Here is a 26,579-nt window from a genome sequence, read left to right on the forward strand (position 1 = left end):
ACCGCCCATGAGTTCGAGCGATTGGTTCGCCGTGCCGCGCTGGCGCCGCCTTGCGCTGATGGCGGCGCTCCTGGTGCTGCTGGTGATCTGGCTTGCAAGCGGGGTGCTCACGCGCCAGGCACCGCAGCCGCCCGAGGCGCGTGCGCCCCTTGCCACGCTGGTGGCGGTGGAGACCCAGGAGGCGCGGCCGGTGCAACGGCGCTTGACCCTGCAGGGCGACGTGGAGCCCGATCAGGTGGTGCGGGTGCGCGCCCGCACCGCCGGGCCGGTGGAGCGCTGGGAGGCGCGCCTCGGCGAGCTGGTCGGGGCCGGCGATCTGCTCGCGCACGTGGCCGTGGACGAGCGCGAGGCGCAGCTGCGCCAGGCCGAAGCGGCGCTGCGGTCGGCGCAGTCGGAGTATCGGGCCGCGCAGCAGTTGCTGGCCGAGGGCTTCGTGGCGGAAGGTGAACTCGAGCGCCGCGAGGCCGACTTGGAGGGCGCCCGCGCCCAAGTCGAGGCCATGCGCCAGGAGGTCGAGCACACGCGCGTGCGCGCCCCCATCGAGGGGGTGCTGAATGCGCGTTTGGCGGAGGTGGGGGACTTCGTGGCGGTGGGCGGGGAGGTCGCGGAGGTGGTCGACAACGATCCCTTGGTGGCTGTGGTGCGCGTGCCGCAGCACGCCGTGCACCGCCTGCGCGCGGGTGCGGCGGCCGAGGTGCGCTTTGTGGGCGGCGGTACCGCCGAGGGCACGTTGCGCTTTGTGGCGGTCCGCGCCGACCCGGCCACGCGCACCTTCCGGGCCGAGGTCGAGATACCCAACCCGGAGCGTGCGCTGCCCTCCGGCATCAGCGCCGAGGTGACGCTGCTCACCGGCGAGGCCGAGGCCCACAAGGTCTCGCCCGCCATCCTCTCGCTGGACGACGCCGGTCGCGTGGGGGTGCGCACGGTGGATGAGGGGCAGCGCGTGCGGTTCTACCCCGTCGAGATCGTGCGTGCCGAGGTCGACGGGGTGTGGGTCAGCGGCCTGCCGCGCACCGCGCACATCATCACGGTGGGACACGGCTTCGTGAGCGATGGGGAGCAGGTGCGCGTCGAACCGCAGCACGCGGAGGCCGGCGCGTCATGAACGCGCTGATTGCCGCGGTCGCGGCACGCGGCCGCTCGGTGCTAATCGTGTTCCTGTTGTTGGTGCTCGCCGGGGCCTACGCCTACAGCGTCATCCCCAAGGAAGCCGCGCCCGACATCGATATCCCCATTTTCTTCATCAACGTCGTGCAGCAGGGCCTCTCGCCCGCCGACGCCGAGCGTTTGCTGGTGCGCCCGCTGGAGCGGGTGCTGCAACCGCTGGCGGGGCTGCGCGACATCACGGCCTACGCGGGCGAAGGCTTCGGCCTGGTGCAGCTGGAGTTCGATCCGCAGCGCGACAACCGCACGGCGCTGGAGGATGTGCGCGCAGAGGTCGACCAGGTACTGGCCGAGCTGCCGCCGGGCGCGGAGCGGCCGCACATCACGGAGGTGGACCTCACCCTGTTCCCGGTGCTCAGCGTGATCCTCTCCGGCCCCACGGGCGAGCGCGTCTTGCAGCGCATCGCGCGCCAGTTGGAGGATCGCCTGGAGGCCTTGCCCGGGGTGCTGGAGGTGGACATCGGCGGCGAGCGCGAGCACCTGATGGAGATACTCGCCGATCCCATGGTGATGGTGTCCTACGGTATCGGCTTCGACGAGTTGGCACAGGCGGTGCGGCGTAACAATCAGCTCGTTGCGGCCGGCGCGGCCGACACGGGCACGGGGCGCGTCGCCATCCGCATACCCGAGCTTATCGAAGGTGCCGCCGAGGTGCTCGACACTGTGGTGCGGGAGAGCGACGGCGCTGTGGTGCGCGTGCGCGATATTGCCGAGGTGCGCGAGACCTTCGAGGATCCGCAGGGCTTTGCGCGCGTGGACGGTCAGCCCGCCATCGCGCTCGAGGTCCGCAAGCAGGTCGAGGCCAACGTGATCGATCTGGTGCAGCAGGTGCGCGCCACTGTGGACGAGGCCGCGCGGGACTGGCCGGCGGGGTTGCAGGTCACCTTTCTGCAGGATCAGGCCGAAGCCGTGCAGCGCCAGATCGGCGACATGGAGAACGCGGTGGTGGTTGCGGTGATCCTGGTCATGTTGGTCGCCTTGGCCGCGCTCAGCGTGCGCGCGTCGCTGCTGGTGGCGCTGGCGGTACTGGGCTCCTTCCTCACGAGCATCCTGCTGGTTTCGCTGTTGGGCTTTACGCTCAACATCGTGGTGATGTTCGGCTTCATCCTGGTGATCGGGCTGTTGGTGGATGGCGCCGTCGTCGTGGTCGAGCTCGCGGACCGCTACCTCGCCGCCGGCGTCGGTGGCAGGCAGGCCTACGTACGTGCCGCGCAGCGCATGGCGTGGCCCATCACCACCGGCGCGGCCACCACCGTCGCCGCGTTCGTGCCCATGCTGCTGTGGCCGGGCGTGGCGGGGCAGTTCATGCTGTATATCCCCGCCACGGTCATCGTCACGCTCGTCGTCGCACTGCTCATGGCGCTGCTGGTGATCCCCACCCTGGGTACCTTGTTGCCGCGTGGTCGTCGCGCCGACCCAGAGCAGCAAGCGGTCGCGCGAGCGCTGGAGGAGGGGCACTTGGAGCGCGTGGGGCGGTTCACGCGCGGCTACGTGGCCGTACTGCGTCCGGCGGTGGCGCATCCGCTGCTCACGGTGGGAGCGGCTCTGGTGCTGATGATGGCTTTGTACACGGCCTATGCGGCGTTGGGGCGCGGGGTGGAGTTTTTTCCGCGCGTCGACCCGGACTTCCTGCAGATGCAGGTACAGGCGCGCGGCAATCTCTCGGTGCGCGAGGCCGACGCCTTGGTGCAGCAGGTGGAGCGGCGTGTGCTCGGCGTCGAGGGGGTGCGGGCGGTCTATGCGCGCACCCATGGCGAGGTGCTGCAGCGCGTGCAGGCCAATGTGGCGCAGGACGTGGTGGGCGTGTTGCAGCTGGAGCTGCACCATTGGCGCGTGCGGCCGCCGGGGACGGACATCGTCGCGGAGCTGCGGCGCCTGACCGCGGATATCCCCGGAGTGCGCGTGCAGGTGCGCGAGCAGCAGGGCGGGCCGCAGAGAGGCAAACCCATCGTGGTGCAACTCAGCGGCGCGGACGACGCCGCGCGGGAGCAGGCGGTGCGCCACGTACGCGCGCTCATGGCCGGGCTCGGCGGCTTCATCGACGTGGAGGACGACCGTCCGCTGCCTGGCGTGGACGTGCGCGTGGTGGTCGACCGCGAGGCCGCCGCACGCCATGGCGCGGACATCGCGGTGCTGGGTCAGGCGGTGCAGATGATCACGCGCGGGGTGCCGCTGGACGTATACCGGCCCGCGCACACGGACGAGGAAGTCGACATCCGTCTGCGCTACCCGCCGCATCAGCGCAGCCTGCACCAGCTCGCGCAGCTCCAGGTGCCGACCGCGCGCGGCTTGGTGCCGGCCGCGCACTTCATCGAGTTTCAGCCGGTGCCGGCGCAGACGCTCATCCAGCGCTTGGACGGCACACGCGCCAACACGGTGGAGGCGGACGCGGCGCCGGACGAGCTGCCCGCCGACCTGATCGATCGACTGCGCCGCGCCCTGGCGCAGGAGCCGGTGCCGGAGGGCGTGCACGTCGCCTTTCGCGGCCAAGCGGAGGACCAGGCCGAGGTGGGCGCATTTCTGCCGCTCGCGGCGCTCACGGCCTTGTTCCTGATGGTGTTGATCCTGGTCACGCAGTTCAACAGCGTGTTTCAGGCGTTGTTGGTGCTCTCGGCCATCGTGTTCTCCACCGCCGGGGTCCTGCTGGGGCTGCTGCTGCGCGGCGAGCCGTTCGGCTTGATCATGAGCGGCATCGGCGTGCTGGCGCTGGCCGGCATCGTGGTGAACAACAACATCGTGCTGCTCGATACCTACAACGCCTTGCGCGGCGAGGGTCTGGCCGCCGCGCACGCGGCGGTGCGCGCGGGCGCGCAGCGCCTGCGTCCCGTGTTGCTCACCTCCGCGACCACCGCGGCGGGGCTGATGCCCATGGTGCTGGGGCTGACGGTGGACATCCCGGGGCGCGACATCTATTTCGGCGCCCCGTCCACGCAGTACTGGATGCAGCTTGCCACGGCGGTGGTGGGCGGGCTTGTGCTCGCCGCGCCGCTGACGTTGCTGGTGACGCCGGCGGCCGTGTCCGGCTGGGACCGCTGGCGCGAGCGCCGCCGCGCGGCCGCGTGACGCGGCGCCGGTGCGCGGCGCTCAGGAGAAGGCGCGGCGCAGCGCGCGCAGAGCTGCCTCGGCCTGATGCATTTCCTCCTCGCTGAGCCGGTCGAAGCGTTCCTTGATGCGCCGGATCTGGCGGGGGAACAGGCGTTCGAAGACCTCCACGCCCGCGCGCGTGAGCTCGACGCGCGTACAACGTCGATCCTCGGGCAGCACGATGCGCTGCACGAGGCCCTTGGCCTCCAGGCGGTCGATCACCCCGGTGAGCGTACCCTTGGTGATCAAGGTCAACTCGCCGATCTCCTTGAAGGTCATGCCGTCGGTGTTGCCCAGCGTGAAGATGACGTCCGCCTGCGGGCCGGTCAGGCCAGTGCCGCGATAGCCGGCGTTGTCGTAGGCCGTGAAGGCCTGGTAGGCGCGCGCGAGTTCGCGCATCACGGGCATGAAGCGTTGCTGCGCGGCGTTCTTGGCGGTGATGTCGTCGCTCATCGGTACTCCGCAATGGATCTCGTACTGTAGTGCGCCGCGGCGCACAGGGTCAACGCACCCGCGCCGCGCGACAAGCCGGGGCTGCTCGGCTATAAGAATTTGTTGTGTTGCAAAGGGTTTTTCCTTTCGCGCAGTGGGCCAAGGAGCGGCCCCGTAACGCGGCCGCCGGCGACGTAACGCGCGGTGCGCAGTCACTTCATACCCACCAAGAACGACAAGGAGGTTCGCATGGGATTGTTGGCTTGGGCCCTCGTCTCGTTGGTCGTGGCCGTCATCGCCGCCGCCGTAGGATTCACCGGCGTGGCGGCCGGTGCCGCGATGATCGCGAAATGGCTGTTCGGAATCTTTCTCCTGATTGCCGTCATTTTGCTGATCCTCGGGCTAATGAACGGCGGCGGGCCGGCGATCGCGCTCGGCCTGCTGGGGCTGTAGGAGGCGGGCATGGAGCTGATTTGGTTCGCCGTGGTGGCCTTGATCGTCTCGGTAGTGGCCGGCGCGCTCGGCTTCGCGGGCGTGGCCGGGCGCGCCGCCACGCTCGCCAAATGGCTGTTTGCGATCTTTCTCGTGCTCGCGGTCATCCTCATCATCTTGGTGGTGCTCGGCGTTCGGGCGTTGAACTGACGCGCGGAGCGCGCCCGCATGGCCCACGCGCACGACCATCACGCGCACGCGCACGGGACGCACGCGCACCGCCCGAGCAGTCGCCGCGTACTGCTCGCCGCCGTGGTACTGACGCTGACCTTCGGGCTGGTCGAGGGGCTGGCCGGCTGGTGGGCACAGTCGCTCGCCTTGATGTCGGATGCGGCGCACATGTTGTCGGATGCGTTCGCGCTGGGGCTGGCCGCGTTGGCGGCGCACGTCGCGCTGGCGCCGCCGACGCGTCGCCATTCTTTCGGGCTCGGCCGGGCCGAGGTGCTGGCGGCGCTGGTCAACGGACTGGTCATGCTGGCCATCGTCACCGCCATCGTGGTCGAGGCGGTGCGGCGGCTGTTCGCGCCCGCGCCGGTGGCGGGCGGGGTGGTGATGGGCGTGGCGCTGCTCGGCCTGACGGTGAACGTGGCGGTGGCCTGGATGCTCACGCGCGGCGAGCGCACGCTGAACGTGCGCGGGGCCTTGTTGCACGTGCTGGGCGATCTGCTCGGCTCGGTGGCGGCGCTGTTGGCCGGGGCGGTGATCTTCTTTACCGGTTGGACGCCGGCCGATCCGATTCTGTCGCTGGTCGTGTGTGCGCTGATTCTGTTCGCCAGTCTGCGTTTGCTGCGCGAGGCCCTGCACGTCATCATGGAGGGCGTGCCGTTGCACCTGGATCTGCACGAAGTCGGGCGGGCGATGGCGGCCGCGGACCCGCGTATCCGCTCGGTGCACGACGTGCATATCTGGAGTCTATCGTCCGGAACCGCGGCGGTGTCGGCACACGTGGTGCTGGACGATCTGCGGGCCTGGGACGCGGTGCTCGCGGCCCTGCGGCAGACACTGCACGACGATTTTGCGATCGATCACGTCACACTGCAGCCGGAGGCGACCGTCACCCACGTGCTGCAGCCCATGCCACGACCGAACCGTTGAGGAGGTGGTAATGCGCTGGCTAAGGATTTCCTTGGTTCTCGTCCTGTCGCTGTTGCTGATGCCCGCGGGCGCAGTGGCCGAGTCGCCCGGGCTCGCGCCGACGGGGGCCGATCCGGCCATCAATCGGCCGTACCTCGACCCCGATTTTGAACAATGGAAGGGCCGCTTCGAGCGACCGGGGCGCGAGGTCTACGACCATCGCGAGCGCATCCTCGAGGCCTTGGCGCTCGAGTCGGGCGCGGCCGTGGCGGACGTCGGCGCGGGTACCGGCCTGTTCACCCTGCTGTTCGCCGAGGCGGTGGGGGAGGAGGGGCGCGTCTACGCGGTCGATATCTCGCGCACCTTCGTCGACAACATCGAGCGGCGTGCCGCGGCGGCCGGTCACGAGAACGTGATCGGCATCATCGGCGAGCAGGCAGGGGTCGGCCTCGACGCGGAATCGGTCGACCTGGTGTTCACCTCCGACACCTACCACCACTTCGAGCAGCCCGAGGCCATGGTGCGCGCCATCCACGCGGCGCTGCGCCCGGGCGGCGAGTTCGTGTTGATCGATTTCGAGCGCATCGAGGGTCACAGCTCGCGCTGGATTCTGGAGCACGTGCGCGCCGGCAAGGAGACGGTGATCGAGGAGGTCGAGGCGGAGGGTTTTCGCCTGATCGGCGAAGAGGACTTCCTTAACGAGAACTACTTCCTGCGCTTCGAGAAGCCGGCCTCCTGATGCACGCGGATGTGCTCTATACCATCGGGCACGGGGCGCGCCCCGCCGCCGAGTTATTGGACATGCTCGCCGCGCACGGCATCGCGACCCTGGTCGACATACGCGCCTATCCGCGCTCGCGTCGGCACCCCCAGTTCGACCAGGGCGCGCTGCGCGAGGCGGTCGAGGCGCGCGGCCTGCGCTACCACTGGGCGGGGCGCCAACTCGGCGGACGCCGCCCGGTGCAGCCGCGCTCTGCGCCTTGCCCGAGGGGCTGCGCGGTTTCGCAGACTACATGGACAGCGAGGCGTTTGCGCGCGCGGCGGCTCAGCTCCAACGCTTGGCCGCGCGGGCGCCCGCCGCCGTGCTGTGCGCCGAGCGCGACCCGGCGCAGTGCCATCGCAGCTTGCTCGCCGATTACCTCGCCCTGCGCGGTGTGCAGGTGGTCCACCTCCTTGGGCCCGGCGTGCGGCGCGCGCATGTGCTGCATCCGGGCGCGCGGCGCGAGTCGCAGCGCCTGGTTTACGATCGCGCCAGCGGTACGCTGGACCTGCACTGATCGGCCGCGAGAGGGTAAGTCATGAACGCCGACCAACATATCGTGACGGTGCGGCCCGCGCAGGCGGTCGACACCCTGCAGCGGTTGCCGTACTTCGTCGGCATCGGCGCGGACACGGTCGGCAGCAGCGGCCTGTCCATGAGCCTCGTGGTCATTCCGCCCGGGGCGGTCTCCGAACCCCATTACCATGAGGGCTACGAAACCGCGATCTACGTGTTGAGCGGGCGGGTGGAGACGCGTTACGGGGCGGCGCTCGAGCATGTGGTGATTAACGGGCCCGGCGACTTCGTGTTCGTGCCGCCGGGGCTCCCCCACCAGGCCCGGAACCTCACCGACACCGAATCCGCCCGCGCGATCGTGGCCCGTAACGACCCGGCCGAGCGCGAGCGCGTCCAGCCCTACGCGGTGCCGATGAAGCCGGAATGAGTCCGAAACGGTTGCGGGTGCGGCGCGCACGGGGCCGGTAGCGATCGGCGGTCAGTTCCAGGTCAGCGCGGCGCGCCGCTGCCAGTAGTCCTCCGGGGGTTCGGTAAGATTGGCCAGCGCCGCGCGGGCCTCGGCGTCCAAGCGCACGTCCAGGGCGGCGAGATTGGCATCGAGTTGCGCCACATCGGCGACGCCGCTCAGCACCACGTCGGCCCACGGCCGCTCGAGGGCGGCGGCCAGTACCAGCGTCTCCATCGGAACGCCGAGGCGCCGCGCCTGCGTCTCCAGTACCGCGCGCTGCACCGCGAAGGCAGGGTCGGTATTGCGCCCGGTCAGGCGCCCGTTCGCCAAGGCCTCTTTGACGATGATGCCCATGCCGGTGGCGGCGGCCGCCGCGGCCGCTTCCTCGACCGAGGTCTCCAGCGGGTTCCAGGTCAGCTGCGCGCAGTCGAACAGAGGCTGCCCGTCGCGCCGCAGCGCGCGCGCCGCCGCCAGGATCTGCGGCTGTCGGGTCCCGCTGACGCTGAGTCCGATGCGTATCCCCGTGCGCTTGAGCGCCCACAGGCCGTCCAGCACCGCGGCATTCTCCAACACCCGGCTCTCGAAGGTGGCCGAGTGAATCTGGTACAGGTCGAGGTGGGCGCCGAGCAAGGCGCGCGACTCGCCCCACTGGCGTTCCAGCATCGCGGCGGAGTGTTCCTTGATCTCGTGCGCGGGCGCGTCGACTTGCCAGTCGGCGGTGTAGCGGTAGCCCCATTTGGAGCCGACCACGGCCTCGGCGGGCGCGATGCCGCGCGCGGCCAGCCAGCTGCCCAGAAATGCCTCCGCCCGCCCGTACGAGCGCGCGGCATCGAAGTAGCGCATCCCCGCCGCCCAGGCGGCATCCAGCACACGGTGGGCGCGCGCCTCCATCGCGGCCGGCGCGTAGTCGCCCTGGAGATCCGTGGCGTGGCCGAGGTTGATGTAGCCGGGGCGCCCCAACGCGGCGAGCCCGAGCCCGAGCCGGGATACGGTGAGGCCCGTGGCACCCAGGGCGCGTCGGGCGGGTGTTGTTTGCTGCATGGCGGTCTCCTGTGGTGGTCCGATTATAAAGGGGCGCGGGCTGCGCCGGTCGCGAGCACCGCGCGCCGGCGTTACACTTTTCGCAGGTGTTTTGCGGAGCCGACCCGATGTGGAATCTCAGCAGCAAGATCGATATGCCCCGCCCGGAGGAGGCGCTGCCGGGGCGCGACGAGCCGATGCCGGTGCCGGCGCGGCACGCGGTGAACGGACATCCGCTGGTGCCGCCGTTTTCGGCGGACCTGCAACTTGCGCTGTTCGGGATGGGGTGTTTCTGGGGCGCGGAGCGGTGCTACTGGCAGTTGCCGGGCGTGTATTCCACCGCGGTGGGGTACGCCGCCGGCTACACCCCGAATCCGACCTACCGCGAGGTGTGCAGCGGGCGCACGGGTCACAATGAGGTGGTGCGTGTGGTGTTCGACCCGCGCGGGGTGAGCTACAGCGAGCTGCTCAAGGTGTTCTGGGAGTCGCACGATCCTACGCAGGGGATGCGCCAGGGGAATGACGTCGGTACCCAATACCGATCGGGTATCTACACTTACGACGCCGCTCAGCGCGAGGCCGCGCTGGCCTCCCGCGCGGCCTATCAGGCGGCCTTGGAGGCGGCAGGGCGCGGCGAGATCACGACCGAGATCCTCGAGGCGCCGACCTTCTACTACGCCGAGGAGTACCACCAGCAGTACCTGTACAAGAATCCCGGCGGCTACTGCGGGCTCGGCGGTTGCGGCGTCGCCTATCCCGCCACCCAGGCCGTGGGCTGAGCATCGCGGGGTGGAGGCCCAGACGCACAAGAGCGCCCTGGTCTTGATCCCGCCCCGCCCGCTGTGGGCGCCCCTGCAGGCGATTCGGCGCGCCTACGACCCGCAGTACCAGCGCTGGATGCCGCACATCACGCTGTTGTATCCCTTTCGCGCGCGCGAGGCGTGGCCGGCGCTGCTGCCGGCGCTGCGGGCGTCCGCCGCCGCCTTGGCGCCGTTCGAGGTGCGGTTGAGCGAGACGCGCGTGTTCCGCCAGGGCCCGAACCGCCATGTGATCGCTCTGACGCCGCAACCGGCCGCCGCCGTGGAGCGCCTGCACCAGGCGCTGTGGCGGGTGGTGCCCGATTGCGACGCGGTACGCCGCCATGCGGGCGGCTACACGCCCCATCTGACGCTGGCGCGGGTCAACCGGCGTCGGACGCTCGAGACGTTGCTGGCGCAACTGCGCGACGAGTGGCAGGAGCTACGCTTCAGGGTCGACTGCGTGAGCCTCATCTGGCGCGGCGATCCCCCCGAGGACCGCTTCCGGTTGGGGGAAACGCTGCTCCTGGGCGGCGCGGCTTCGTCAGGCAGGCTCCGCTGAGGGCTGGGCGGCACCGCTTAAGCCTAGGCGGCGCACTGGGCGGCACCGGCGCGGAACCCGGCTACAGCGCCTGGTCGATCACGATCTCCAGCCCTGCGGTGCCCGGCGCGACCACCTGGCTGCGGCCCTCGAGGTCGCCGGGCTGCGCCCCCGCCATGCCGCTCTTGGAGACGCGCGCCACGATCAGCACGCGCTCGGCCTGCGACAGGCGCATCTCGGTCATGGCATGGGAGTCGTCCAGCACGAAACTGGCCGGCAGGTCCCGCACCTGCAGACGCTGTACCGCAAGCGGCATGGGCGGCCCTTCCGGCATGCGCGCGAACAGGAAGACCGTGTCGTCCGGGTCGGCGCGCTCGGCAAGGTCGGGGGCGAGGGACACGGTGCCGCTGATGCCGCCATCGACCGGGTCACCGCCGCAGCCGACCAGGAGTAATGCGAACAGCAGCAGTGGGATGAGCTTGGGCATACAGTAATCTCCATAAGACAACGCCGAGGGCCGCCGATGGGCCCCGTGCGGGGCGGGCGGCGCGAGGCGTTAGTCTATCCCAGCCGCGCGGCGCCCGCCGAGGCGCGGGTGGCGTATCTTGCAGATCGTCGAAGAGGAAGCTGGCCGGATCCGCTTCGCGCAGGTCCAGATCCTCGGCGGTGGTGTGAAAGCTTGGCTGCGCCCAGGCGATGTGTGGCGCGGGCGTCGTTGAACAGTTCGTTGAACATGACCACGCCGGGGTGGCAGGTCAGTGCGCTGCGAATCAGGTTGGAGCCGCTGCGACCCATGCCGAGCAAGATGAAGCGGCCATAGCGGGTCTGGCGGGGGAGCAGGTGCTTTTCGCAGGCCGAGTGCTGCAATCGACGCCAGCGCGTCGTGATCCCGCGTCGCATATGCCTTCCCTTGCGCCTGCCACGCGTGTCTGCCGATCGTTGTCATCGGCTATCCGTTGGGGAGTGGCGCCTCGCCGGTGGCGTCCCTGCCGCCCACGAGTGCCACGCGTGTGCCGCTAGTCGGCGCGCAGCCGGGCGGAAAGGCGCTGCGCTTCGGCAACCTTGCCCGCGCCCAGGCGCGCCCCGGTGGCGTCGCGGAACTCGCGGGCCTTCTGGTCCCCCTGGCGGGCGGCGAGGTCGAACCAAGCCCAGGCATGTACCTCGTCTTGTGTCACGCCGGTGCCTGAGCCGTACATGAAGCCCATGGTGAACTGGGCCTCGGGATGGCCTTGTGCGGCCGCGCGCTGGTACCACTGGGCGGCCTTGTTGAAGCTGGGCGCCACGCCCTGCCCCCATTCGTGCATGGCGCCGACGCGTAGCTGCGCCTCGGGATGGCCGGCTTCGGCCATGGGTTCGAGGAGTCGGTATGCGGTTTCGTAATCCCCGGCGGCATAGGCCGCGGCGCCGCGATCGTAGTCGGCGCTGACCGCGCCGGTGGCCAGCAGCAACAGCAGGCCACTACAGGCAGGAAGGTATCGCATTACATCGCCTCCGGATTAGGGTTTGTGCCTTTGGCTGTACAGCGACCGTTCGGTTCTGAATAGCACGCGGTTTTGGAGCTTGTCAAAGCGCCGTCCGCGCGCGTGTCGCGGGCGCGCACGCTAAGGTTCGGATCATGCGAGGAATTCGCGCGCACAGGCGCGGGCCGTTATTCTCTGGAGCATGCCGGGTTCGCCGGGCGCGGAATCCGAGGACGGCGACGGGGAGGCGATGGACGGAGCGATGGTGTGGAAGTGGCTGCTGTGGGCGGTGGTGTGGCTGGGTCTGGCTGCCCTGCTGGCGGCGGGAGCCGTCACCTTGCTGCTGGTGCAGCCGGTGTGGCAGGCGCAGCCCGAGCGGGTCGCACTGCGCGTGGACCCCGAGCGGCTGGAGCGCCACGTGCGGATGTTGGCCGAGGAGTTCGTGCCGCGCAATTACGCGCATCCTGAGAACCTCGACCGCGTGGCGGCCTATATCGGCGAGCAATTCGCCGCGGCGGGCGCGGCGGTGAGCGAACAGGTCTATACCGCCGATGGGCGCACCTACCGCAACGTGATCGCGCGCTTCGGCCCCGCCACCGAGGAGCGACTGGTGGTCGGGGCGCATTACGACACCGACGGGGAGCAGCCCGGGGCGGACGACAACGCCAGCGGGGTCGCGGGGCTGCTGGAGCTGGCTCGGCTGCTGCAGGGCGAGGCCTTGCCGCTGCGCGTGGAACTCGTCGGCTACACCCTGGAGGAGATGCCCTATGCCGGCACACCCTACATGGGCAGCGCCGTGCATGCGCGCGCCTTGCGCGAGGCGGGCGTGCCGGTGCGGCTGATGATCTCGCTGGAGATGCTCGGCTACTTCCGCGACGAGCCCGGCTCGCAGCGCTATCCGTCGCCGCTGCTGCGGCTGTTCTACCCCGATCGCGGCGACTTCATCGCGGTGGTGGGGCGTTTCCTGCGTGACTGGCAGGTGCGGCCGGTCAAACGGGCGATGCGGGGCGCGACGCCGCTGCCGGTTTATTCCATCAACGCGCCGGCCGACCTGCCCGGCATTGCCTGGTCCGACCACGGCAGCTTCTGGGCCGAGGGCTACGACGCCCTGATGATCACCGACACGGCGTTCTACCGCAATCCGCACTACCACACCGTTCACGACCTGCCTCACACGTTGGACTACCGCCGCATGGCTTACGCGGTACAGGCGACCCATGCCGCGCTGCTGGCGATCGCGCACCGCTGAGGGCAGTGCCCGCGCCGGTCAGCGCGCGCTGTCGATGGGCAGGTTGAGCGAGGGCAGCGGGCAGTCGAGCAGGGCGCACACCGCGCGCAGCAGTTCCGCTTCGTCCAGCGTGAGCTGGCCGTCGTGGATGGTGGTCGCGAACAGCCCCTCCACCAGCTTGGGTTGCTCCTCCGGCACCAGGCCCTCCAACTGCGCGAGTGCGGCGTCCAGCGCGTCGACCCACGCCGTGTCGGTGGGCGCGGGGCGCTCGGCCAGGGGCGGGGCGCTGCTCAGCACGCGCGCCAGCCCGGCGCGATACGCGCCGAGCGCGGCGTGTGCATCCCGATGGCCCACGTGGGCCAGGGTGGCGAACACGGTGGCGAGGGCGTCGCGGGCCTGTGCGAGCTTGACCGGCCGGGCGCGCCGGTCGGGGCGCTCGCTGCTGCGGGCGAGCTTGTGCAGCAGACGGGAGAGGGCGAACTCCGACACCGACACCCGGCCGTCGAGGTGCACCAGCGCGTCGGCGATGTCGGCAATCGCGTTCAACTGGGCCGGCGTGCGCAGCTTCAGCGCCGGCACACTGAGTTCGAACAGGGGTAGTCGGTAGGCGGGACCGAGCCCGGCAAGCGCCTCATAGAGCCCCGTCGCCGCCCGCTCGGCGGCAGACCCCGCGCGCTCCCCGACCAGCGCCAGTTGCTTCTCCCGCACCGCCGGCTCGGCGCTGAGCACCAGCGCCAGGGCCAGCGCGGGCGCGCGGCCCTGTTCGCGTGCCGCCTCCGCGAGCGCCGGCGGCAGCCCCACGCGCAGCGCTTCGGCGTGCGCATAATGGGCGGGTTGTGGATTGCCCACCAGCGCCGCCATGGCCTCGGGCTGCACCGCGACGTTCGGCGCGAAGGCGGGCGCGAGCCCCGCCGCGGCGCGGCGTTCGGCGGTCGCGCTGGCCTCGGCATAGGACGGGCGGCGCATCTGCTCGGGGCGGAAGCTCGGGTCGATAGCGCGGATGCGTTGCTCGATGGGAGGGTGGGTGGCGAACAACGAGCGCAGACGCCCGCTGGCGAACAGCATGTGGCTGACCTCCTCGGCGTCTGAGGCCTGCAGCGCCGAGCCGCTGTGGCCCCAGCCGATCTTCTTGAGCGCGCCCGCCAAGCCCTGCGGGTGGCGCGTGAACTGCACGGCCGAGGCGTCGGCCAGCAGCTCGCGCTGGCGCGACACGGCGGCCTTGATGAGCCGCGCGCCGAGCACGCCGATGGCGCCCACCACCACCAGCGCCAGTCCCACCAGCAGCAGGGCCGCTTCGGCCCCCTGCTGGTCGCGCCCGCGGCGGCCCACCATGGCGCGCCGGCTGCCCGCGTGCAGCAGCACGCGCCCCACCACGGTCAGCGACAGGATGCCGAACAGCACGGCCATCACACGGATGTTGAGGCGCATATCGCCGTTCAGGATGTGGCTGAACTCGTGCGCGATGACGCCCTGTATCTCCTCGCGCGTGAACTGCTCCAGCGCGCCGCGGGTCACTGCCACGGCCGCATCGCCCGTGCCCCAACCGGCGGCGAAGGCGTTGAGGCCCGGCTCGTGCTCCAGTACGTACACCTCGGGGACCGGCACCCCGGAGGCGATGGCCACTTCCTCGACGATGTTGCGCAGTTGGCGGTGCTGGGGGTCGCTGGTGTCGGGCAGGATCGGGGTGCCGCCCATGGCGCGGGCCACCGCCCCGCCGCCCCCGCGCAGCTGGGCGGCGCGAAACAGGCTGGCGAGCAGGATGAGCCCCGCGGTGATGACGGCGCTCCACAGCAGCGTGGGCTGGTTGAGGCGCAGCCATTGCTGCCAGGAGGCCCCCGGCGGGGCGGGCTGACCCATGGTCAAGAGCGCGATGAGCGCCACCGCGGCGACGATGGCCAGCACGGTCAGCGTGAACAGCACGACCAGCTGGCGGGAGCGTTGGCGGGCGCGTGCTTGGTGGGCGAAGAAGTCCATGCCGGCGGAACGTGCCTCAGGTGAAGCTGACGCGCGGCACCTCGCGCTTGGCGCGGTCCTCCATCTCCAGCAGCGGGGCGTGGCCGAAGCCGAACGGGCCGGCCAGCATCACCGCCGGGAAGCTCTCGCGCGCGGTGTTGTAGGTCATCACCGCGTCGTTGTACGCCTGGCGCGCGAAGGCGACCCGGTTTTCGGTGGTGGTCAGCTCCTCGCTGAGCTGCATCATGTTCTGGTTGGCCTTGAGGTCGGGGTAGGCCTCGGACAGCGCGAACAAACGCCCCAGCATGCCGCTCAGGGCGCTCTCGGCGCCGGCCAGTTGGGCCATGGCCTGGGCGTTGCCGGGGTCGGCCGCGGCCGCTTTCAGCCCCGAGACGGCCTGATTGCGCGCCTGGATGACCGCCTCCAGGGTCTCGCGCTCGTGCTTCATGTAGCCCTTGGCGATCTCAACCAGGTTGGGGATCAGGTCGTGGCGGCGGGTGAGCTGCACGTCGATCTGCGCGAAGGCGTTCTTGAACCGGTTGCGCAGCGCGACCAGGCGGTTGTAGATGACGATGGTGCCGCCCACGATCAGCACCGCCAAGCCCAACAGTATCCACTCCATCGCCGTTTCCTCTTGTTGTCGTTCTGGCGCGCCGCCGTACCGGGGCTAGCCTAGCCTCGCCGACCCATGCGGTCGAGCTTTTCGTTCAAGGCCTTGAGCTCGTGCAGGATCTGTACGCGCTCGTCGTGCGCGATCGCCTCGGCGCCGGCGCGTTTGGCCTCTTCCTCCTCCATGTGCAGCGACTGCATGGTGCTGACGATGATGGCGATGAACAGGTTCAGCATGGTGAAGGTGGACACCAGGATGAACGGCACGAAGTACAGCCAGGCGTAGGGATATGCCTCGATCACCGGGCGCGCGATGCCCATGGACCAACTCTCCAGGGTCATGATCTGGAACAGGGTGTACAGCGAGCCCCCCAGGGTGCCGAACCAGTCGGGGAAGCTCTGGCCGAACAGGTTGGTGCCCAGCACCGCGAAGATGTAGAACACCAGCGCGAGCAGCAGCGCCACCCAGCCGATGGAGGGGATGGCGTGCAGCAGTGACTCGATGATGCCGCGCAGGCGCGGGATGGTGGTGATCAGACGCAGCACACGCAAGATGCGCAGCGCGCGCAGTACTGAGAAGGCGCCGGTCGCCGGCATCAGCGCGATCACGACGATGATGAAGTCGAACCAGTTCCAGCCGCTGCGGAAGAAGTTCAGGCCGCGGCCGATGATCTTCAGCGCGATCTCGAGCGCGAACAGGGTAACGATCATCTGCTCGAGGCTGACCAGCAGTCCGCCGGCATAGTGCTGCACGGTGACGGAGGTCTCCAGCCCCAGCGTGATGGCGTTGATCACGATGAGCGCGATGATGAAGCGCTGCGGGCCGGTGCTCTCGATCCAGTCGCCGATGCGCGCGCGGCGCTCGGTCAGTGTCAGGGTTCCGTTCATAAAGGGTGGTCGAACCTGGGTGATGAAATGCGGCGGGTATTGTAATGAGCTTGGCGCGCCGCGCCTACCGCGCCGGGGGAAGGGCGGGGGCGGCACAGGCCGTGCGCAGGCATTACACTAGGGTCTGAGTTCCGCCCACTTAGCCCGAGAATCTCATGAACGAGCCCAATTGCGAGGCGCTGAACCGTGCCCACGCCCTCGAGGGTCTGCGCTTCGAGCAGACGCGCGGCCCGCTGGTGGAGGCCGTGGTGGAGACGCCCGTCGCGCGCGCCCGGGTGGCTCTGCAAGGCGCCCAGGTGTTGCACTATGTGCCCGCCGGCGCGCGCCCGGTCATCTGGAGTTCGCGGGTGGCTGCCTATACGCAGGGTAAGGGCGTGCGGGGCGGGGTGCCGGTGTGTTGGCCCTGGTTCGGTCCGCATCCCGAGGGGCTCGGCCAGCACGGCTTCGTGCGCACCCGGGTGTGGCACTTCGCCGGGGCCGAGCGGGTGGGGGACGCGGTGGTGCTGCGCTTTGGCATCGAAGACGACGCCGACACGCGCCGAGTGTGGGATCATGCCTTCCGGCTCACATTGGAGGTGCGCGTCGGCCCCGCATTGGACCTTGAGCTGGTCACCGAGAATCGCGGCGCACAGGCGGTCACGGTTACCCAGGCGCTGCACAGCTACCTGGCGGTCGGCGACCTGCATGCGGCCACGGTTCAGGGGCTGGACGGCGTGAGCTATATCGACAAGCTGGCCGACGGCGAGCGGCGCCGCACCGCGGGCGTGCTCGTCTTCGACGGCCCGATGGACCGCATCTACCTCGGCAGCCGGGACGAGCTGGTGCTCGACGACCCGGCGTGGGGACGGTGCGTGCGGATCGCACGCCGCGGCAGCGGCTCGACGGTGGTGTGGACGCCGTGGGAGAGCGGCGCCGCGGCGTTCGCCGACATGGACCCGGCCGAGTACCGCGACATGGTGTGCATCGAGGCCACCAACGCCGCCGACGATGCGGTGACGGTCCCGCCCGGCGGCGAGGTAAGGCTCGGCACCACGCTGACGGTGGCGGCGCGCCCCTGAGGCGGCGCGCGATTTATTCAGGAGAACATGGCATGTCCAACGCATTGCGCGACCAGTTGTTGAAGGCCGGTCTGGTCGACGAAAAACGCCTCAAGCAGGCCCGCGCGCCCAAGAAGCGCAAGCACCGCGGCGCGCCGCCGGCGCCCGATCCGCAGGCCGAGGCGGCGCGCCAGGCGCGCGCCCAGGAGGCCGAGCGTTCCCGCGAGCTCAACCGCAAGCAGCAGCAGGCGGCCGAGCGCAAGGCGCGCGCGGCACAGATCCGCCAGATCGTGGAGGCCAACCGCCTACCGCGAGACAACGCGGAGATTGCCTACGGCTTTCAGCACGACACCAAGGTGCGGCGGGTGTACGTGACGCCGGAGCAGCAACGCCAGCTGGTGGCGGGGCAGTTGGCGGTGGTGTCGCTCGCCGGCGGTTACGAACTGGTGCCGCGCGAGGCGGCCGATAAGATTCGCGAGCGGGATCCCGCTCGGGTCGTGGCGTGGAACGATCCCGACGCGCCGCCTTCGGCGCCGGCCGAGGACGATCCGTATGCCGGCTATCAGGTGCCGGACGATCTGATGTGGTGAGGGGCCCCTGGTGGGCGCGCCCGGGGGCCGGCCCGTCGATGGACCAGCACCCGGGTTACGGGGTTCGCGCGGGCGTTGTGCCCCGCCTAGGAGGTTGAGTGGCTGTACAGTTGGAAACAAGAAACATGGCGTTGTTCTGCGACTTCGAGAACATCGCGCTCGGCGTGCGGGATGCCAATTACGCCAAGTTCGATATCGGTCAGGTGCTGGAGCGTTTGCTGCTCAAGGGCAACATCGTGGTCAAGAAGGCCTACTGCGATTGGGACCGCTACAAGGCCTTCAAGGCGCCCATGCACGAAGCCAACTTCGAGCTGATCGAGATCCCCCACGTGCGCCAATCGGGCAAGAATTCGGCCGATATCCGCATGGTGGTGGACGCGCTGGACCTCTGCTACACCAAGGCGCACGTGGACACCTTCGTGATCATCAGCGGCGACTCGGACTTCTCGCCCCTGGTGAGCAAGTTGCGCGAGAACGCCAAGATCGTGATCGGCGTGGGCGTGAAGTCCTCGACCTCGGATCTGTTGATCGGCAACTGCGACGAGTTCATTTATTACGACGATCTGGTGCGCGAGAAGCCGGGCCGCAAGCGCGCGCGCAAGAAGAAGGCCGGCACGACGGCCAAGCCGCAGGAACAGGAACCCGAGGCCCAGAGCGAGGAGTTGCGCCGCCAGGAGGCGGTGGACTTCGTCATGGAGACCATCGACGCGCTGCTCGCCGAGCGCGGCGAGGAGGACAAGATCTGGGGTTCGATGGTCAAGCAGGCACTCAAGCGCCGCAAGCCGGGATTCAACGAATCCTATTACGGCTTTTCGACCTTCAGCCGGCTGCTCGAAGAGGCTCAGAAGCGCGGCATGCTGTCCTTGGAACGGGACGAGAAGTCCGGCGGCTATCTGATCCAGGCCACCGGCGAAGACGAGGTCGCCTGAGGCGGCGAGGCAGGGCGGCGCGGGTTGAGCGGGCGGCGCCCGCTCCGGCGCCGCCGGCCGGCCCCGCTCAATGGATGGCGAAGCCGCCGGAGCGGCGCAGGAAGTCGATGAACGCGTGCACCTCATCGCGGGTGACGCGGTAGGGCGGCGGCCCCTCGCCCTCGTAATCCTCGCCCTTGCGCAACTGGTCCACGCGTACCGGATCGCTCGCCCAGACGAACAAGTTGTCGGCATGGGTGGCGAGAAATCCCTCCAGCCGGTCGGCCAGGCGCCGGCACTCGTCCGGATCGGCCAAGCCCGCGCCGGTGCGGTCGGTCCACTCGGTCGGCACGTTGTAACCGGCGTCATGCACCACCCGCAGCAGTGCCCGCCAAGTGGCGTCCGGTACGGCGTAACGCTCGCCCCGCGGGGCCTCTGGATCCCTGCCGCGCACGTCCATGTGCATCGTCAGACCTCCTCGTTCACAGTCCGATGAGTTCGCCGTGGACGCCGCGCGTCTTCAAGGCGTCGAGCAACTCGACCGCCTCCATACGGTCGGCGTCGTAGGTCACGATCATGAGGTGGGGTTTGTCGTCGTTGAAGTTGGCATCTACCACGCCTTCGCGGCTGCGCAGCGTTTGCGTGATGTCCAAGCGTCGATCGGGCCCCAGGCCCTCGTCGACGTGCAGGGTAACGTCTACCACTCGACTCATAGCAGCCTCCTTGCCGCTTGTGTGACGGGTTCCGGAGCGCACTGGCTGTCAGGCGCTCCCGCTGTGGCTCTCCCTAAGTATAGTTGCGGGCCCCGGCGTGCCGCGGCCCGCTGCGTGCCGGTCCCTCGCCTGCTCGTCCCCCGGCGCGTGGCTGCACCGACCCCCGACTGCACGCTACGGCAGTTCTGTTAGAATGCAGAGTTGCTGCCACACGCCTCGACCATGACCAGCGCACTCTCGATTCGCAATCTCACCAAGACCTACAAGAACGGCTTTCAGGCCCTCAAGGGGATCGACCTCGATGTGCCGGAAGGCGAGTTCTTCGCCTTGCTGGGGCCCAACGGCGCGGGTAAATCGACCACCATCGGGATCGTGACCTCGCTGGTGAACAAGAGCGGGGGCACGGTGCGGGTGTTCGATAAGGACATCGACACCGAGTTCAGCGCCGCCAAGTCCTACATCGGACTGGTGCCGCAGGAAGTGAACTTCAACATGTTCGAGCCCTGCGTCGAGATCGTGGTGAACCAGGCCGGCTACTACGGAATCGACCGGCGCCTGGCGTATGAGCGGGCGGAGCACTACCTGCGCCGCCTCGGGCTATGGGATAAACGTACGACGATGGCGCGCAACCTCTCCGGCGGGCAGAAGCGCCGGCTGATGATCGCGCGCGCGCTGGTGCACGAGCCGCGCCTCCTGATCCTGGATGAGCCCACCGCCGGCGTCGACATCGAGGTGCGCCGCTCCATGTGGGACTTCCTGCGCGAGATCAACGCGCGCGGGACCACCATCATCCTCACCACGCACTACCTCGAAGAAGCCGAAAGCCTGTGCCGGCACATCGCCATTATCGACCACGGTCAGCTGGCGGAGAACACCAGCATGAAGGCGCTGCTCGCCCGCCTACAGATGGAGACCTTCGTGCTGGACCTCAAGGCGCCGCTCGCGCGGGCGCCGCAGCTGCCCGGCCAGCGCCTGCGCCTGATCGACGAGCACACGCTGGAGGCGGACGTGTCCAAGGAGGAGAGCCTCAACGCCCTGTTCGACGCCCTCTCGGCGCAGGGTATCGAGGTACTCAGCATGCGCAACAAGCGCAACCGCCTGGAGGAGTTGTTCCTCACCCTGGTCGAGGACGGACAGGCGAAGCGGCAGGCGGCGGCGATATGACGTTCGTCGAACAGTACGTCGCGTTCAGGACCATCCTGATCAAGGAGATCCTGCGCTTCGGGCGCATCTGGGTGCAGACCATCCTGCCGCCGATGGTCACCACGGCGCTTTACTTCATCATCTTCGGCGGCCTGATCGGCAGCCAGATCGGCGACATGGAGGGGATCCGGTACATGGAGTACATCGTGCCCGGCCTGATCCTGATGGCGGTGATCACCAACTCCTATGCCAATGTCGTATCGTCCTTCTTCGGCGCCAAGTTCCAGCGTCACATCGAGGAGATGATGGTCTCGCCGGTGCCGAGCCACCTCATCCTGCTCGGGTTCATCGCCGGGGGTGTCGCGCGCGGGCTTGCGGTGGGGGTCGGGGTGACGCTGGTTGCCGCGACGGTTGCGAGCGTGCAGGTCCACAGCCTGGCGGTCGCGCTCAGCGTGGTGGTGCTCACCTCCATCCTGTTCTCGCTCGCCGGCTTTATCAACGGCGTGTTTGCGCGCAGCTTCGACGACATCTCCATCATTCCCACCTTCGTGCTCACGCCGCTGACTTACCTCGGCGGCGTGTTCTACACCATCCAGATGCTGCCGGACTTCTGGCAGAGCGTTTCGCTGGCCAACCCGATCCTGTACATGGTCAACGCCTTTCGCTACGGCCTGCTGGGTGTCAGCGATATCCCGCTGGCGCTTTCCTACGCCATCATCACCGGCTTCATCGTGGTGCTGTACGCGCTCAGCCTGTACCTGCTCGAGCGCGGCTACGGGATCCGCAGCTGAGGCCATGCGTCTACTCACAAGGGTCTGAAAAGGATAGGGAAGTCCCGCAAGGGCCCGCGCTTCGCGTGAACCGGGCGGCGGCAGACGGTCTGCTATAGTAAAAACGGGCGCACCGGATGGCGCCCGGCGGCGGACGCCGTCAACCGGCTCAAGGATGGGAGCATGGCGGGAGTGTTCACGAGCAAGGACGATGCGCGGCGCGCGGTCTGGGATGGATTGGTAGAGGCCGGGGTGGCGCGGTTTCCGTTCCCACCCCACGGACGTATCCCGAACTTCGAGGGGGCCCCGCAAGCGGCCGAGCGCCTGTTGAATCACCCGCTGTTTCACGACGTCAAGGCCATCAAGGTCAACGCCGACGCGCCGCAGCGGGCAGTGCGCGAGGCGGCTCTGGCGCGCGGGATCGTCCTGTATGTCGCCACCCCGCGGCTGCGGGACGGCATCAAGAGACTCGACCCCGAGCAGATTCCCCCTCAGAAGTTCGCCCAGGCCGCGACCCTGACCAAGGGGCATCGCTGGGCACAGCCCGTGCCGCTGGAGGAGCTTCCCTCGGTGGACCTGGTGGTGACCGGCGCGGTGGGTGTCACGCGCGAAGGCCACTGCCTCGGTAAGGGTTCAGGCGAAGGGGATATCGAGTACGCCATCCTGCACGAACTCGGTCACGCCCCGGTGCCGATCGTGACCACCGTGCATCCCCTGCAGATCTTGGCGGGGTTCCCCATCGCAGCGCACGATTTGCCGCTGTCTCTGATCGCCACGCCGGACGAGGTGATCGAGGTCGCCGGCGCCCCCGGTGCCTCCCACGGCATCGACTGGGAACGCCTGCCGCCGGACTTCTACACGCCGATGGAAGGCTTGCGTCAGGCCAAGGGCGCCCACCGCGCTCGCTGAGCAGGCGCGGTTGCACGGCTCCGGCCCCGCGCTTCATACTGTCGAAAATCCGAAACTCAGCGAAAGGACTTGGGGATAACCGCGCGCGGTTGCTCCGAGAAAGGGGGAAAAGCATGGACATCGAGGCGGTCCAACGGGCCTATCGGCGCTACGCGCAGCTGTACGACGTGTACTTCGGGCTGATCTTTCAGCCCGGGCGCAAGGCCATCCTCCAGCGTATGGACTGCCACCCCGGTGAACACATCCTCGAAGTGGGCGTGGGTACCGGCATGTCGCTCCCGCTCTATCCGCAGGGTACCCACGTGACCGGCATCGACATCTCCCACGAGATGTTGGAGCGAGCCCGCGCCCGTAAGCAGCGCCACCGGTTGGACAACGTGGTCGCCCTGCAGCAGATGGACGCCGAGGACATGGACTTCCCGGACAACAGCTTCGACAAAGTGACGGCCATGTACGTCGCCTCGGTGGTGCCGAGCCCCGAGCGCCTGGTCAACGAGATGCGCCGCGTGTGCAAGCCCGACGGTGAGCTCTTCATCGTCAACCACTTCCAGCACAAGAACGCCCTGGTCGGGGGGGTGGAGCGGCTGATCGCGCCGCTGTCCAAGGTGTTGGGCTTTAGGCCGGACTTCTCGCTCGACGAGTTTATCGCTGAGACCGGGCTGGACGTGGTGGAGCAGAGCCCGGTCAACCTGTTCGGTTATTGGACCCTACTGCGCGCCTCCAACAACAAATCCGTGCTGGCGGAGCGTCCCGCGGTCTCCGCCAGCGCCTGAGGACAGGGCGCGTTCGGGGTCCACGGGTAGATGCCGTATGTGCACGTCCTGCTGCGGGTAGGGCAGGGTGAGCCCCTCGCGTCGTAGCGCGGCCAGCACGCCCATCAGCACCTGGGACTTCACGGTCGGCCCCGACGAGGCGCTCATGTCGGTGTAGAACTGCACCCGCAGCTCCAGCGACGAGTTTCCGAATCCGTCCAGCAACACGCTGGGGCCCGGTTCGTCCAGGACCTCGGGGTGGTCCGTGAGCACCTCGCGGATTATCGTCTGGGCGAGTTCCGGGTCGTCGTCGAAGCCGATCCCGACGATGAAGACGGTGCGGATCACGTTGTCCGAGTGCGTCCAGTTGGTGAACGGCTGGGAGATAATGTCCGCATTGGGGATGATCACCTCCTGGTTGTCCCAGGTGCGCACCGTGAGCGACCGGATGCCGATGCGGCTCACGTTGCCGCTGTTCGCGCCGATGCTCACCGTATCGCCGGCCCGCACCGGGCGCTCGGCCAGCAGGATCAGCCCACTGATGAAATTGTTCGCGATGTTCTGCAGGCCGAAGCCCAGGCCGACGCCGAGCGCGCCCGCAAACACCGTGATGGTGGTCAGATCGATGCCCAAAAGGTTGATCGCCACCAGGACGCCGATCAGCACCACGCTGTACTGGGTGAACACCGCCAGGCTGTTGCGGGCGCCGCTGTCGCTCACCCCCGCGAACAACCAGCGGTAGGTCAGCTCGCGCGACCAGCGCGCGATCCAGTACATGCTCACCAGCACCAAGGCGCTCAGCAGCAGCAGTTTGAGGGTGATGCGGTTGCTGCCCAGGGTGACCAGCGGGGTGTCCAGTAGGGCGAGGGCGCCTTGCACCACCGGCGACTCGCCGTCCCAGCCATATAAATAGAAGAGCGCGACCCACGCCAGCAGCGCCAGCGCCGCACGCAGCAGACGATGAAAAGGTTCGATCACGCCTTGCGTCCACAGCAGGCCGTAGCCCGCGTGGCGCACCGTCCAGTCCTTGAGATGGTCGACGCCCTGGCGGAGTATGCTGCGCGAGGTCAACCAGGCGACGCTCACGGCCACCGCCGCCGCCAGGTAACCCAGGGCAGCCCAAGCGAGATTCACGTAACCGACCAGCCCCACAGCGGCGCTCGCCAGTACCACCAGCGGCACCAGCAGCGTGCCGACCGCCGCGGCCTGCGCGCGCCCGCCCTCGGCCGGCAGCCCCATGCGTGTGATGCGGTTCAGCAGCAGGCGCCGCAGGCGCAGCAGCGGGAAGATGAGGATGAACAGCAGCAGCATGAAGCCGCGTCCGGCCAACTCGCTGAGCAAGGGGGAGACCGGCAGCTGCGCGAGCAGCAGCATGGAGAGGGTGGCCGCGGCGCCCGCGTAGGTCAGCCGCCGCAGGTCGCGTGCCAAGCGCTGCTGGACGGGCCGCCGGGGGCGGCCGAGGGTGGCGCGCAGGGCGCCCCAGGTCAAACGCGCGGCGAGTACCGTCGCCAGGGCGTAGAGCAGCAGGCTGCGGGCCGGGTCGGGCACCTCCAGGAGCAGCGCGGTCCACGCCGCCATCCCGCCGAACAGCATAAAGCGCGCGTTGTCGCTGATGCTGGCCGCCACGATGTGGACGAGCCGATAGGCGCGCCGGGTACGTACGCGCAGGCCCGTCGTATAGCGCCCCAATACGTAAATGAGCATCGCCCAACCGGCCAGCACCGAGGCGGCGACCATGCGCTCAGCGGCGCTGGCCCCCTGCAGGCGGGCACCCGCCGCCTCCATGGCCTGGCCGGAGGTGACGGCGAAGGCGGAGGGGATCTCGGCCAGGCGCTCACGCAGTTGACTCCACTCGGCGGCGCCGACGGGCAGGGCGCGCCGAACCCACAGACCCTGCTGGACCGCGCTGTCGTGCATCGCCTTGAGGTCCGCGTGCTTCGCGGCAAAGGCGCTCAGCAACGGCCCGAAGGCCTGCTGCGCCTCGGCGAGGTCGGCAACCAGCGCCGCCAGCAAGTCCTTTTCTTTGTGCACCGCGTCCCCGGCCTGGCCCTGCAGCGCCTGGCGGCGCGCCGCCACCTCGAACTGCTGCTGGATGACCCCGCCTTTGCGTTGCACGAGATTTTCCTGGGTCTGCAGCTCGGCGAGGGTGACCTCGGCCTGCTCGATGAGCGTTTCGATGTCGCGCGCGTCCTGGGCCGCCGCCGCGCCTTCCTCCAGCGCTTGCAGGCGGTGCTGGGCACGGGCGCGCAGGAGCTCCAGTTGCACCAGCTTGGCGCGCTCCCCGGCGTCGGTGATGCGCGCGCGCAACAAGCGGCGCTCGGCCTCGGTCTCCGGCGTATCGCCCAGTACCGCTTCGAGGGCCTTCCGATGCGCCGCCGCGTGCTGTGCCCAGTGCGCCTCCTGCGCCTTCACGCGTTCCTGCAGTTCATCCAGGGCCGCTTGGCGGTTCAACTCCTGGTGCGAGTGGAACTTGGTCTTGAGCACCTGCGCCCACTCGCGCGCCAGCGCCAAGCGCAGTTGTGCCTCCGCCAGTCCGGCGCGTAGCTGCTGTGCATTGAGGCGTGCGCTGGCGAGCGCGGTCTCCTTATCGGCGATCTCCTGGTTGACGGCGGCCAGGCGCTCCTGCTGCGGATCGTCGCGCTGGCCCTCCGCGGGCGCCGCCTTCAGCGCGCGTTGACGCTCGCGCAGACTGCTTAAGGCGCCTTCCTGGTTGCCGATAAGAATATCAGTGGCAGTGAGTTCGACTTCGATGCCTTCCACCGCCACGCGCGCGCTGGCAACGTCCAGGTCGGCCTGCTCGATGGTGGCCTCATCGATGCTCTCTGGGTCGAGTTCCTGCAGGCGCTGATGGTGGGCCGCTCGCTGTTCCGCGGTGGCGTCCTCGCTCGGAGCCGCGGGCTCGGGGGCGGCGGCAGCGGCGCCTGCGGCGAGGCCGAACAGGACGATGAGCACCAGCCACAGGCGCGTAGCGCCGCGGGGGCGGTGCGTGGAAAGGCGGTCCTTCGCAGTGTCCATAGGGCGCTTGTTTTAGCACGAGACCCCCAAGCGGCGCGTGTTGGGACTCCCAACTTCCGCCGCGGCGGGGGGCGCCCGCGGGATGGGATGGGGATCGCAGTCGGCGGCGCTGGCGCGCGATATGAATGGCAGGGTGATTCGTCTACATTAAGGATTGAGCGCCCCGCCGGGCGTTCTTTCCCAGGCACGCGAATCGCGCGCCCTTACAGCCGGGCGAAGGAGCGCCGCCGAGCCGCCGAGCAGGGAGAACTAGACCAAACCGGGGCGGTCCAAAGA

29 protein-coding genes and 1 pseudogene are annotated in these 26,579 nt (G+C 69.1%); 19 read left to right on the forward strand and 11 right to left on the reverse strand.

The window, feature by feature from the left end:
- Positions 1-7 precede the first annotated feature (7 nt).
- Together HUS23_11820 and HUS23_11825 are read left to right on the forward strand one after the other, a co-directional pair.
- A complete protein-coding gene (locus HUS23_11820; GenBank protein ID QKT04448.1) occupies positions 8-1,105 on the forward strand; it encodes an efflux RND transporter periplasmic adaptor subunit in 1,098 nt (365 codons plus the stop codon).
- The gene (locus HUS23_11825; protein ID QKT04449.1) at positions 1,102-4,227 is read left to right on the forward strand and encodes an efflux RND transporter permease subunit; all 3,126 of its coding nucleotides are present in this window, start codon (positions 1,102-1,104) and stop codon (positions 4,225-4,227) included. The genes HUS23_11820 and HUS23_11825 overlap by 4 nt, the downstream gene beginning before the upstream one ends.
- Positions 4,228-4,248: 21 nt before the next feature.
- On the opposite strand, the gene HUS23_11830 is transcribed toward HUS23_11825, so the two are convergent.
- Positions 4,249-4,701, reverse strand: a complete 453-nt coding sequence (locus HUS23_11830; protein ID QKT04450.1) for a MarR family transcriptional regulator — start codon at positions 4,699-4,701, stop codon at positions 4,249-4,251.
- 234 nt (positions 4,702-4,935) lie between these two features.
- Between HUS23_11830 and HUS23_11835 the strand changes: the two genes are divergently transcribed.
- From HUS23_11835 to HUS23_11865, 7 genes and pseudogenes are all read left to right on the forward strand, one after another.
- The gene (locus HUS23_11835; protein QKT05066.1) at positions 4,936-5,133 is read left to right on the forward strand and encodes a DUF1328 domain-containing protein; all 198 of its coding nucleotides are present in this window, start codon (positions 4,936-4,938) and stop codon (positions 5,131-5,133) included.
- A 15-nt stretch (positions 5,134-5,148) separates the two neighbouring features.
- Entirely contained in the window at positions 5,149-5,322 is a 174-nt protein-coding gene (locus HUS23_11840; GenBank protein ID QKT05067.1) for a DUF1328 domain-containing protein, read from the forward strand.
- An 18-nt stretch (positions 5,323-5,340) separates the two neighbouring features.
- A complete protein-coding gene (locus HUS23_11845; GenBank protein QKT04451.1) occupies positions 5,341-6,267 on the forward strand; it encodes a cation transporter in 927 nt (308 codons plus the stop codon).
- Positions 6,268-6,277: 10 nt separating this feature from the next.
- On the forward strand, positions 6,278-6,985 hold the full coding sequence (locus tag HUS23_11850) for a methyltransferase domain-containing protein (GenBank protein ID QKT04452.1): 708 nt from the start codon (positions 6,278-6,280) through the stop codon (positions 6,983-6,985).
- Positions 6,985-7,215, forward strand: a pseudogene (locus HUS23_11855) (DUF488 domain-containing protein). Before HUS23_11850 ends, HUS23_11855 begins: the two are co-directional and overlap by 1 nt.
- Before the next feature lie 44 nt (positions 7,216-7,259).
- Positions 7,260-7,523 (forward strand): DUF488 family protein, encoded by a 264-nt coding sequence (locus HUS23_11860; protein ID QKT04453.1) that lies wholly within the window; start codon positions 7,260-7,262, stop codon positions 7,521-7,523.
- 21 nt (positions 7,524-7,544) lie between these two features.
- Positions 7,545-7,949 (forward strand): cupin domain-containing protein, encoded by a 405-nt coding sequence (locus HUS23_11865; GenBank protein ID QKT04454.1) that lies wholly within the window; start codon positions 7,545-7,547, stop codon positions 7,947-7,949.
- A gap of 51 nt (positions 7,950-8,000) precedes the next feature.
- On the opposite strand, the gene HUS23_11870 is transcribed toward HUS23_11865, so the two are convergent.
- Positions 8,001-9,011 (reverse strand): aldo/keto reductase, encoded by a 1,011-nt coding sequence (locus HUS23_11870; GenBank protein QKT04455.1) that lies wholly within the window; start codon positions 9,009-9,011, stop codon positions 8,001-8,003.
- A 107-nt stretch (positions 9,012-9,118) separates the two neighbouring features.
- Between HUS23_11870 and msrA the strand changes: the two genes are divergently transcribed.
- Positions 9,119-9,769, forward strand: a complete 651-nt coding sequence (msrA, locus tag HUS23_11875; GenBank protein QKT04456.1) for a peptide-methionine (S)-S-oxide reductase MsrA — start codon at positions 9,119-9,121, stop codon at positions 9,767-9,769.
- Between the two features lie 10 nt (positions 9,770-9,779).
- Positions 9,780-10,349, forward strand: a complete 570-nt coding sequence (locus HUS23_11880) for a 2'-5' RNA ligase family protein (protein ID QKT04457.1) — start codon at positions 9,780-9,782, stop codon at positions 10,347-10,349.
- A gap of 61 nt (positions 10,350-10,410) precedes the next feature.
- On the opposite strand, the gene HUS23_11885 is transcribed toward HUS23_11880, so the two are convergent.
- The 3 genes from HUS23_11885 to HUS23_11895 all read right to left on the reverse strand — a co-directional run bounded on the left by HUS23_11885 (position 10,411) and on the right by HUS23_11895 (position 11,809).
- A complete protein-coding gene (locus HUS23_11885; GenBank protein QKT05068.1) occupies positions 10,411-10,797 on the reverse strand; it encodes a hypothetical protein in 387 nt (128 codons plus the stop codon).
- A gap of 92 nt (positions 10,798-10,889) precedes the next feature.
- The gene (locus HUS23_11890) at positions 10,890-11,228 is read right to left on the reverse strand and encodes a hypothetical protein (GenBank protein ID QKT04458.1); all 339 of its coding nucleotides are present in this window, start codon (positions 11,226-11,228) and stop codon (positions 10,890-10,892) included.
- 116 nt (positions 11,229-11,344) lie between these two features.
- Positions 11,345-11,809, reverse strand: a complete 465-nt coding sequence (locus tag HUS23_11895) for a sel1 repeat family protein (GenBank protein QKT04459.1) — start codon at positions 11,807-11,809, stop codon at positions 11,345-11,347.
- Positions 11,810-12,050: 241 nt separating this feature from the next.
- Between HUS23_11895 and HUS23_11900 the strand changes: the two genes are divergently transcribed.
- Complete coding sequence (locus HUS23_11900; protein ID QKT05069.1) at positions 12,051-13,037, forward strand: M28 family peptidase; 987 nt, start codon at positions 12,051-12,053, stop codon at positions 13,035-13,037.
- Between the two features lie 18 nt (positions 13,038-13,055).
- On the opposite strand, the gene HUS23_11905 is transcribed toward HUS23_11900, so the two are convergent.
- From HUS23_11905 to HUS23_11915, 3 genes are read right to left on the reverse strand one after another with little or no spacing between them, the layout of a single operon-like run.
- Positions 13,056-14,990, reverse strand: a complete 1,935-nt coding sequence (locus tag HUS23_11905) for a M48 family metallopeptidase (protein ID QKT04460.1) — start codon at positions 14,988-14,990, stop codon at positions 13,056-13,058.
- A 16-nt stretch (positions 14,991-15,006) separates the two neighbouring features.
- Positions 15,007-15,591 carry a LemA family protein gene (locus HUS23_11910; GenBank protein QKT04461.1) on the reverse strand — a complete coding sequence of 195 codons (585 nt, stop codon included), beginning with the start codon at positions 15,589-15,591 and terminating at the stop codon, positions 15,007-15,009.
- Positions 15,592-15,641: 50 nt separating this feature from the next.
- Positions 15,642-16,466: an ion transporter gene (locus tag HUS23_11915; GenBank protein QKT04462.1), complete on the reverse strand. Its 825-nt coding sequence runs from the start codon at positions 16,464-16,466 to the stop codon at positions 15,642-15,644.
- A gap of 155 nt (positions 16,467-16,621) precedes the next feature.
- On the opposite strand from HUS23_11915, the gene HUS23_11920 reads away from it, so the two are divergent.
- From HUS23_11920 to HUS23_11930, 3 genes are all read left to right on the forward strand, one after another.
- Positions 16,622-17,524, forward strand: coding sequence for a D-hexose-6-phosphate mutarotase (locus HUS23_11920; GenBank protein ID QKT04463.1), 903 nt, complete (start codon positions 16,622-16,624; stop codon positions 17,522-17,524).
- Between the two features lie 32 nt (positions 17,525-17,556).
- Positions 17,557-18,093, forward strand: coding sequence for a DUF2058 domain-containing protein (locus tag HUS23_11925; GenBank protein QKT04464.1), 537 nt, complete (start codon positions 17,557-17,559; stop codon positions 18,091-18,093).
- Positions 18,094-18,218: 125 nt separating this feature from the next.
- Positions 18,219-19,022 carry an NYN domain-containing protein gene (locus HUS23_11930; protein QKT05070.1) on the forward strand — a complete coding sequence of 268 codons (804 nt, stop codon included), beginning with the start codon at positions 18,219-18,221 and terminating at the stop codon, positions 19,020-19,022.
- A gap of 67 nt (positions 19,023-19,089) precedes the next feature.
- Here HUS23_11930 and HUS23_11935 read toward each other — a convergent pair whose 3' ends face one another.
- The gene (locus HUS23_11935; protein ID QKT04465.1) at positions 19,090-19,467 is read right to left on the reverse strand and encodes a hypothetical protein; all 378 of its coding nucleotides are present in this window, start codon (positions 19,465-19,467) and stop codon (positions 19,090-19,092) included.
- Between the two features lie 16 nt (positions 19,468-19,483).
- Positions 19,484-19,714, reverse strand: a complete 231-nt coding sequence (locus HUS23_11940) for an ATP-binding protein (GenBank protein ID QKT04466.1) — start codon at positions 19,712-19,714, stop codon at positions 19,484-19,486.
- A 222-nt stretch (positions 19,715-19,936) separates the two neighbouring features.
- Here HUS23_11940 and HUS23_11945 point away from each other — a divergent pair, with 222 nt between their 5' ends.
- The 4 genes from HUS23_11945 (at position 19,937) to HUS23_11960 (ending at position 23,309) form a co-directional block, all read left to right on the forward strand.
- The gene (locus HUS23_11945; GenBank protein ID QKT04467.1) at positions 19,937-20,878 is read left to right on the forward strand and encodes an ABC transporter ATP-binding protein; all 942 of its coding nucleotides are present in this window, start codon (positions 19,937-19,939) and stop codon (positions 20,876-20,878) included.
- A complete protein-coding gene (locus tag HUS23_11950; protein ID QKT04468.1) occupies positions 20,875-21,648 on the forward strand; it encodes an ABC transporter permease in 774 nt (257 codons plus the stop codon). The genes HUS23_11945 and HUS23_11950 overlap by 4 nt, the downstream gene beginning before the upstream one ends.
- Positions 21,649-21,810: 162 nt before the next feature.
- The gene (locus tag HUS23_11955; protein ID QKT04469.1) at positions 21,811-22,536 is read left to right on the forward strand and encodes a 5-formyltetrahydrofolate cyclo-ligase; all 726 of its coding nucleotides are present in this window, start codon (positions 21,811-21,813) and stop codon (positions 22,534-22,536) included.
- 113 nt (positions 22,537-22,649) lie between these two features.
- Positions 22,650-23,309 carry a methyltransferase domain-containing protein gene (locus tag HUS23_11960; GenBank protein QKT04470.1) on the forward strand — a complete coding sequence of 220 codons (660 nt, stop codon included), beginning with the start codon at positions 22,650-22,652 and terminating at the stop codon, positions 23,307-23,309.
- Here HUS23_11960 and HUS23_11965 read toward each other — a convergent pair.
- Positions 23,244-26,303, reverse strand: a complete 3,060-nt coding sequence (locus tag HUS23_11965; GenBank protein ID QKT04471.1) for a mechanosensitive ion channel — start codon at positions 26,301-26,303, stop codon at positions 23,244-23,246. The genes HUS23_11960 and HUS23_11965 overlap by 66 nt on opposite strands.
- Between the last annotated feature and the right edge of the window lie 276 nt (positions 26,304-26,579).

Source organism: Ectothiorhodospiraceae bacterium 2226 (genome assembly GCA_013348725.1).
Lineage (GTDB): Bacteria > Pseudomonadota > Gammaproteobacteria.

What these genes read in the sequence shown, in the direction of transcription:
- HUS23_11900 (QKT05069.1), top strand. Translation starts at nt 12,051, where the DNA reads ATGGTGTGGAAGTGGCTGCTGTGGGCGGTGGTGTGGCTGGGTCTGGCT.
- HUS23_11935 (QKT04465.1), bottom strand. Translation starts at nt 19,467, where the DNA reads ATGCACATGGACGTGCGCGGCAGGGATCCAGAGGCCCCGCGGGGCGAG.
- HUS23_11895 (QKT04459.1), bottom strand. Translation starts at nt 11,809, where the DNA reads ATGCGATACCTTCCTGCCTGTAGTGGCCTGCTGTTGCTGCTGGCCACC.
- HUS23_11830 (QKT04450.1), bottom strand. Translation starts at nt 4,701, where the DNA reads ATGAGCGACGACATCACCGCCAAGAACGCCGCGCAGCAACGCTTCATG.
- HUS23_11870 (QKT04455.1), bottom strand. Translation starts at nt 9,011, where the DNA reads ATGCAGCAAACAACACCCGCCCGACGCGCCCTGGGTGCCACGGGCCTC.
- msrA (QKT04456.1), top strand. Translation starts at nt 9,119, where the DNA reads ATGTGGAATCTCAGCAGCAAGATCGATATGCCCCGCCCGGAGGAGGCG.
- HUS23_11950 (QKT04468.1), top strand. Translation starts at nt 20,875, where the DNA reads ATGACGTTCGTCGAACAGTACGTCGCGTTCAGGACCATCCTGATCAAG.
- HUS23_11930 (QKT05070.1), top strand. Translation starts at nt 18,219, where the DNA reads ATGGCGTTGTTCTGCGACTTCGAGAACATCGCGCTCGGCGTGCGGGAT.
- HUS23_11925 (QKT04464.1), top strand. Translation starts at nt 17,557, where the DNA reads ATGTCCAACGCATTGCGCGACCAGTTGTTGAAGGCCGGTCTGGTCGAC.
- HUS23_11910 (QKT04461.1), bottom strand. Translation starts at nt 15,591, where the DNA reads ATGGAGTGGATACTGTTGGGCTTGGCGGTGCTGATCGTGGGCGGCACC.
- HUS23_11860 (QKT04453.1), top strand. Translation starts at nt 7,260, where the DNA reads ATGGACAGCGAGGCGTTTGCGCGCGCGGCGGCTCAGCTCCAACGCTTG.
- HUS23_11945 (QKT04467.1), top strand. Translation starts at nt 19,937, where the DNA reads ATGACCAGCGCACTCTCGATTCGCAATCTCACCAAGACCTACAAGAAC.
- HUS23_11820 (QKT04448.1), top strand. Translation starts at nt 8, where the DNA reads ATGAGTTCGAGCGATTGGTTCGCCGTGCCGCGCTGGCGCCGCCTTGCG.
- HUS23_11965 (QKT04471.1), bottom strand. Translation starts at nt 26,303, where the DNA reads ATGGACACTGCGAAGGACCGCCTTTCCACGCACCGCCCCCGCGGCGCT.
- HUS23_11905 (QKT04460.1), bottom strand. Translation starts at nt 14,990, where the DNA reads ATGGACTTCTTCGCCCACCAAGCACGCGCCCGCCAACGCTCCCGCCAG.
- HUS23_11890 (QKT04458.1), bottom strand. Translation starts at nt 11,228, where the DNA reads ATGCGACGCGGGATCACGACGCGCTGGCGTCGATTGCAGCACTCGGCC.
- HUS23_11940 (QKT04466.1), bottom strand. Translation starts at nt 19,714, where the DNA reads ATGAGTCGAGTGGTAGACGTTACCCTGCACGTCGACGAGGGCCTGGGG.
- HUS23_11845 (QKT04451.1), top strand. Translation starts at nt 5,341, where the DNA reads ATGGCCCACGCGCACGACCATCACGCGCACGCGCACGGGACGCACGCG.
- HUS23_11865 (QKT04454.1), top strand. Translation starts at nt 7,545, where the DNA reads ATGAACGCCGACCAACATATCGTGACGGTGCGGCCCGCGCAGGCGGTC.
- HUS23_11850 (QKT04452.1), top strand. Translation starts at nt 6,278, where the DNA reads ATGCGCTGGCTAAGGATTTCCTTGGTTCTCGTCCTGTCGCTGTTGCTG.
- HUS23_11955 (QKT04469.1), top strand. Translation starts at nt 21,811, where the DNA reads ATGGCGGGAGTGTTCACGAGCAAGGACGATGCGCGGCGCGCGGTCTGG.
- HUS23_11825 (QKT04449.1), top strand. Translation starts at nt 1,102, where the DNA reads ATGAACGCGCTGATTGCCGCGGTCGCGGCACGCGGCCGCTCGGTGCTA.
- HUS23_11920 (QKT04463.1), top strand. Translation starts at nt 16,622, where the DNA reads ATGAACGAGCCCAATTGCGAGGCGCTGAACCGTGCCCACGCCCTCGAG.
- HUS23_11960 (QKT04470.1), top strand. Translation starts at nt 22,650, where the DNA reads ATGGACATCGAGGCGGTCCAACGGGCCTATCGGCGCTACGCGCAGCTG.
- HUS23_11915 (QKT04462.1), bottom strand. Translation starts at nt 16,466, where the DNA reads ATGAACGGAACCCTGACACTGACCGAGCGCCGCGCGCGCATCGGCGAC.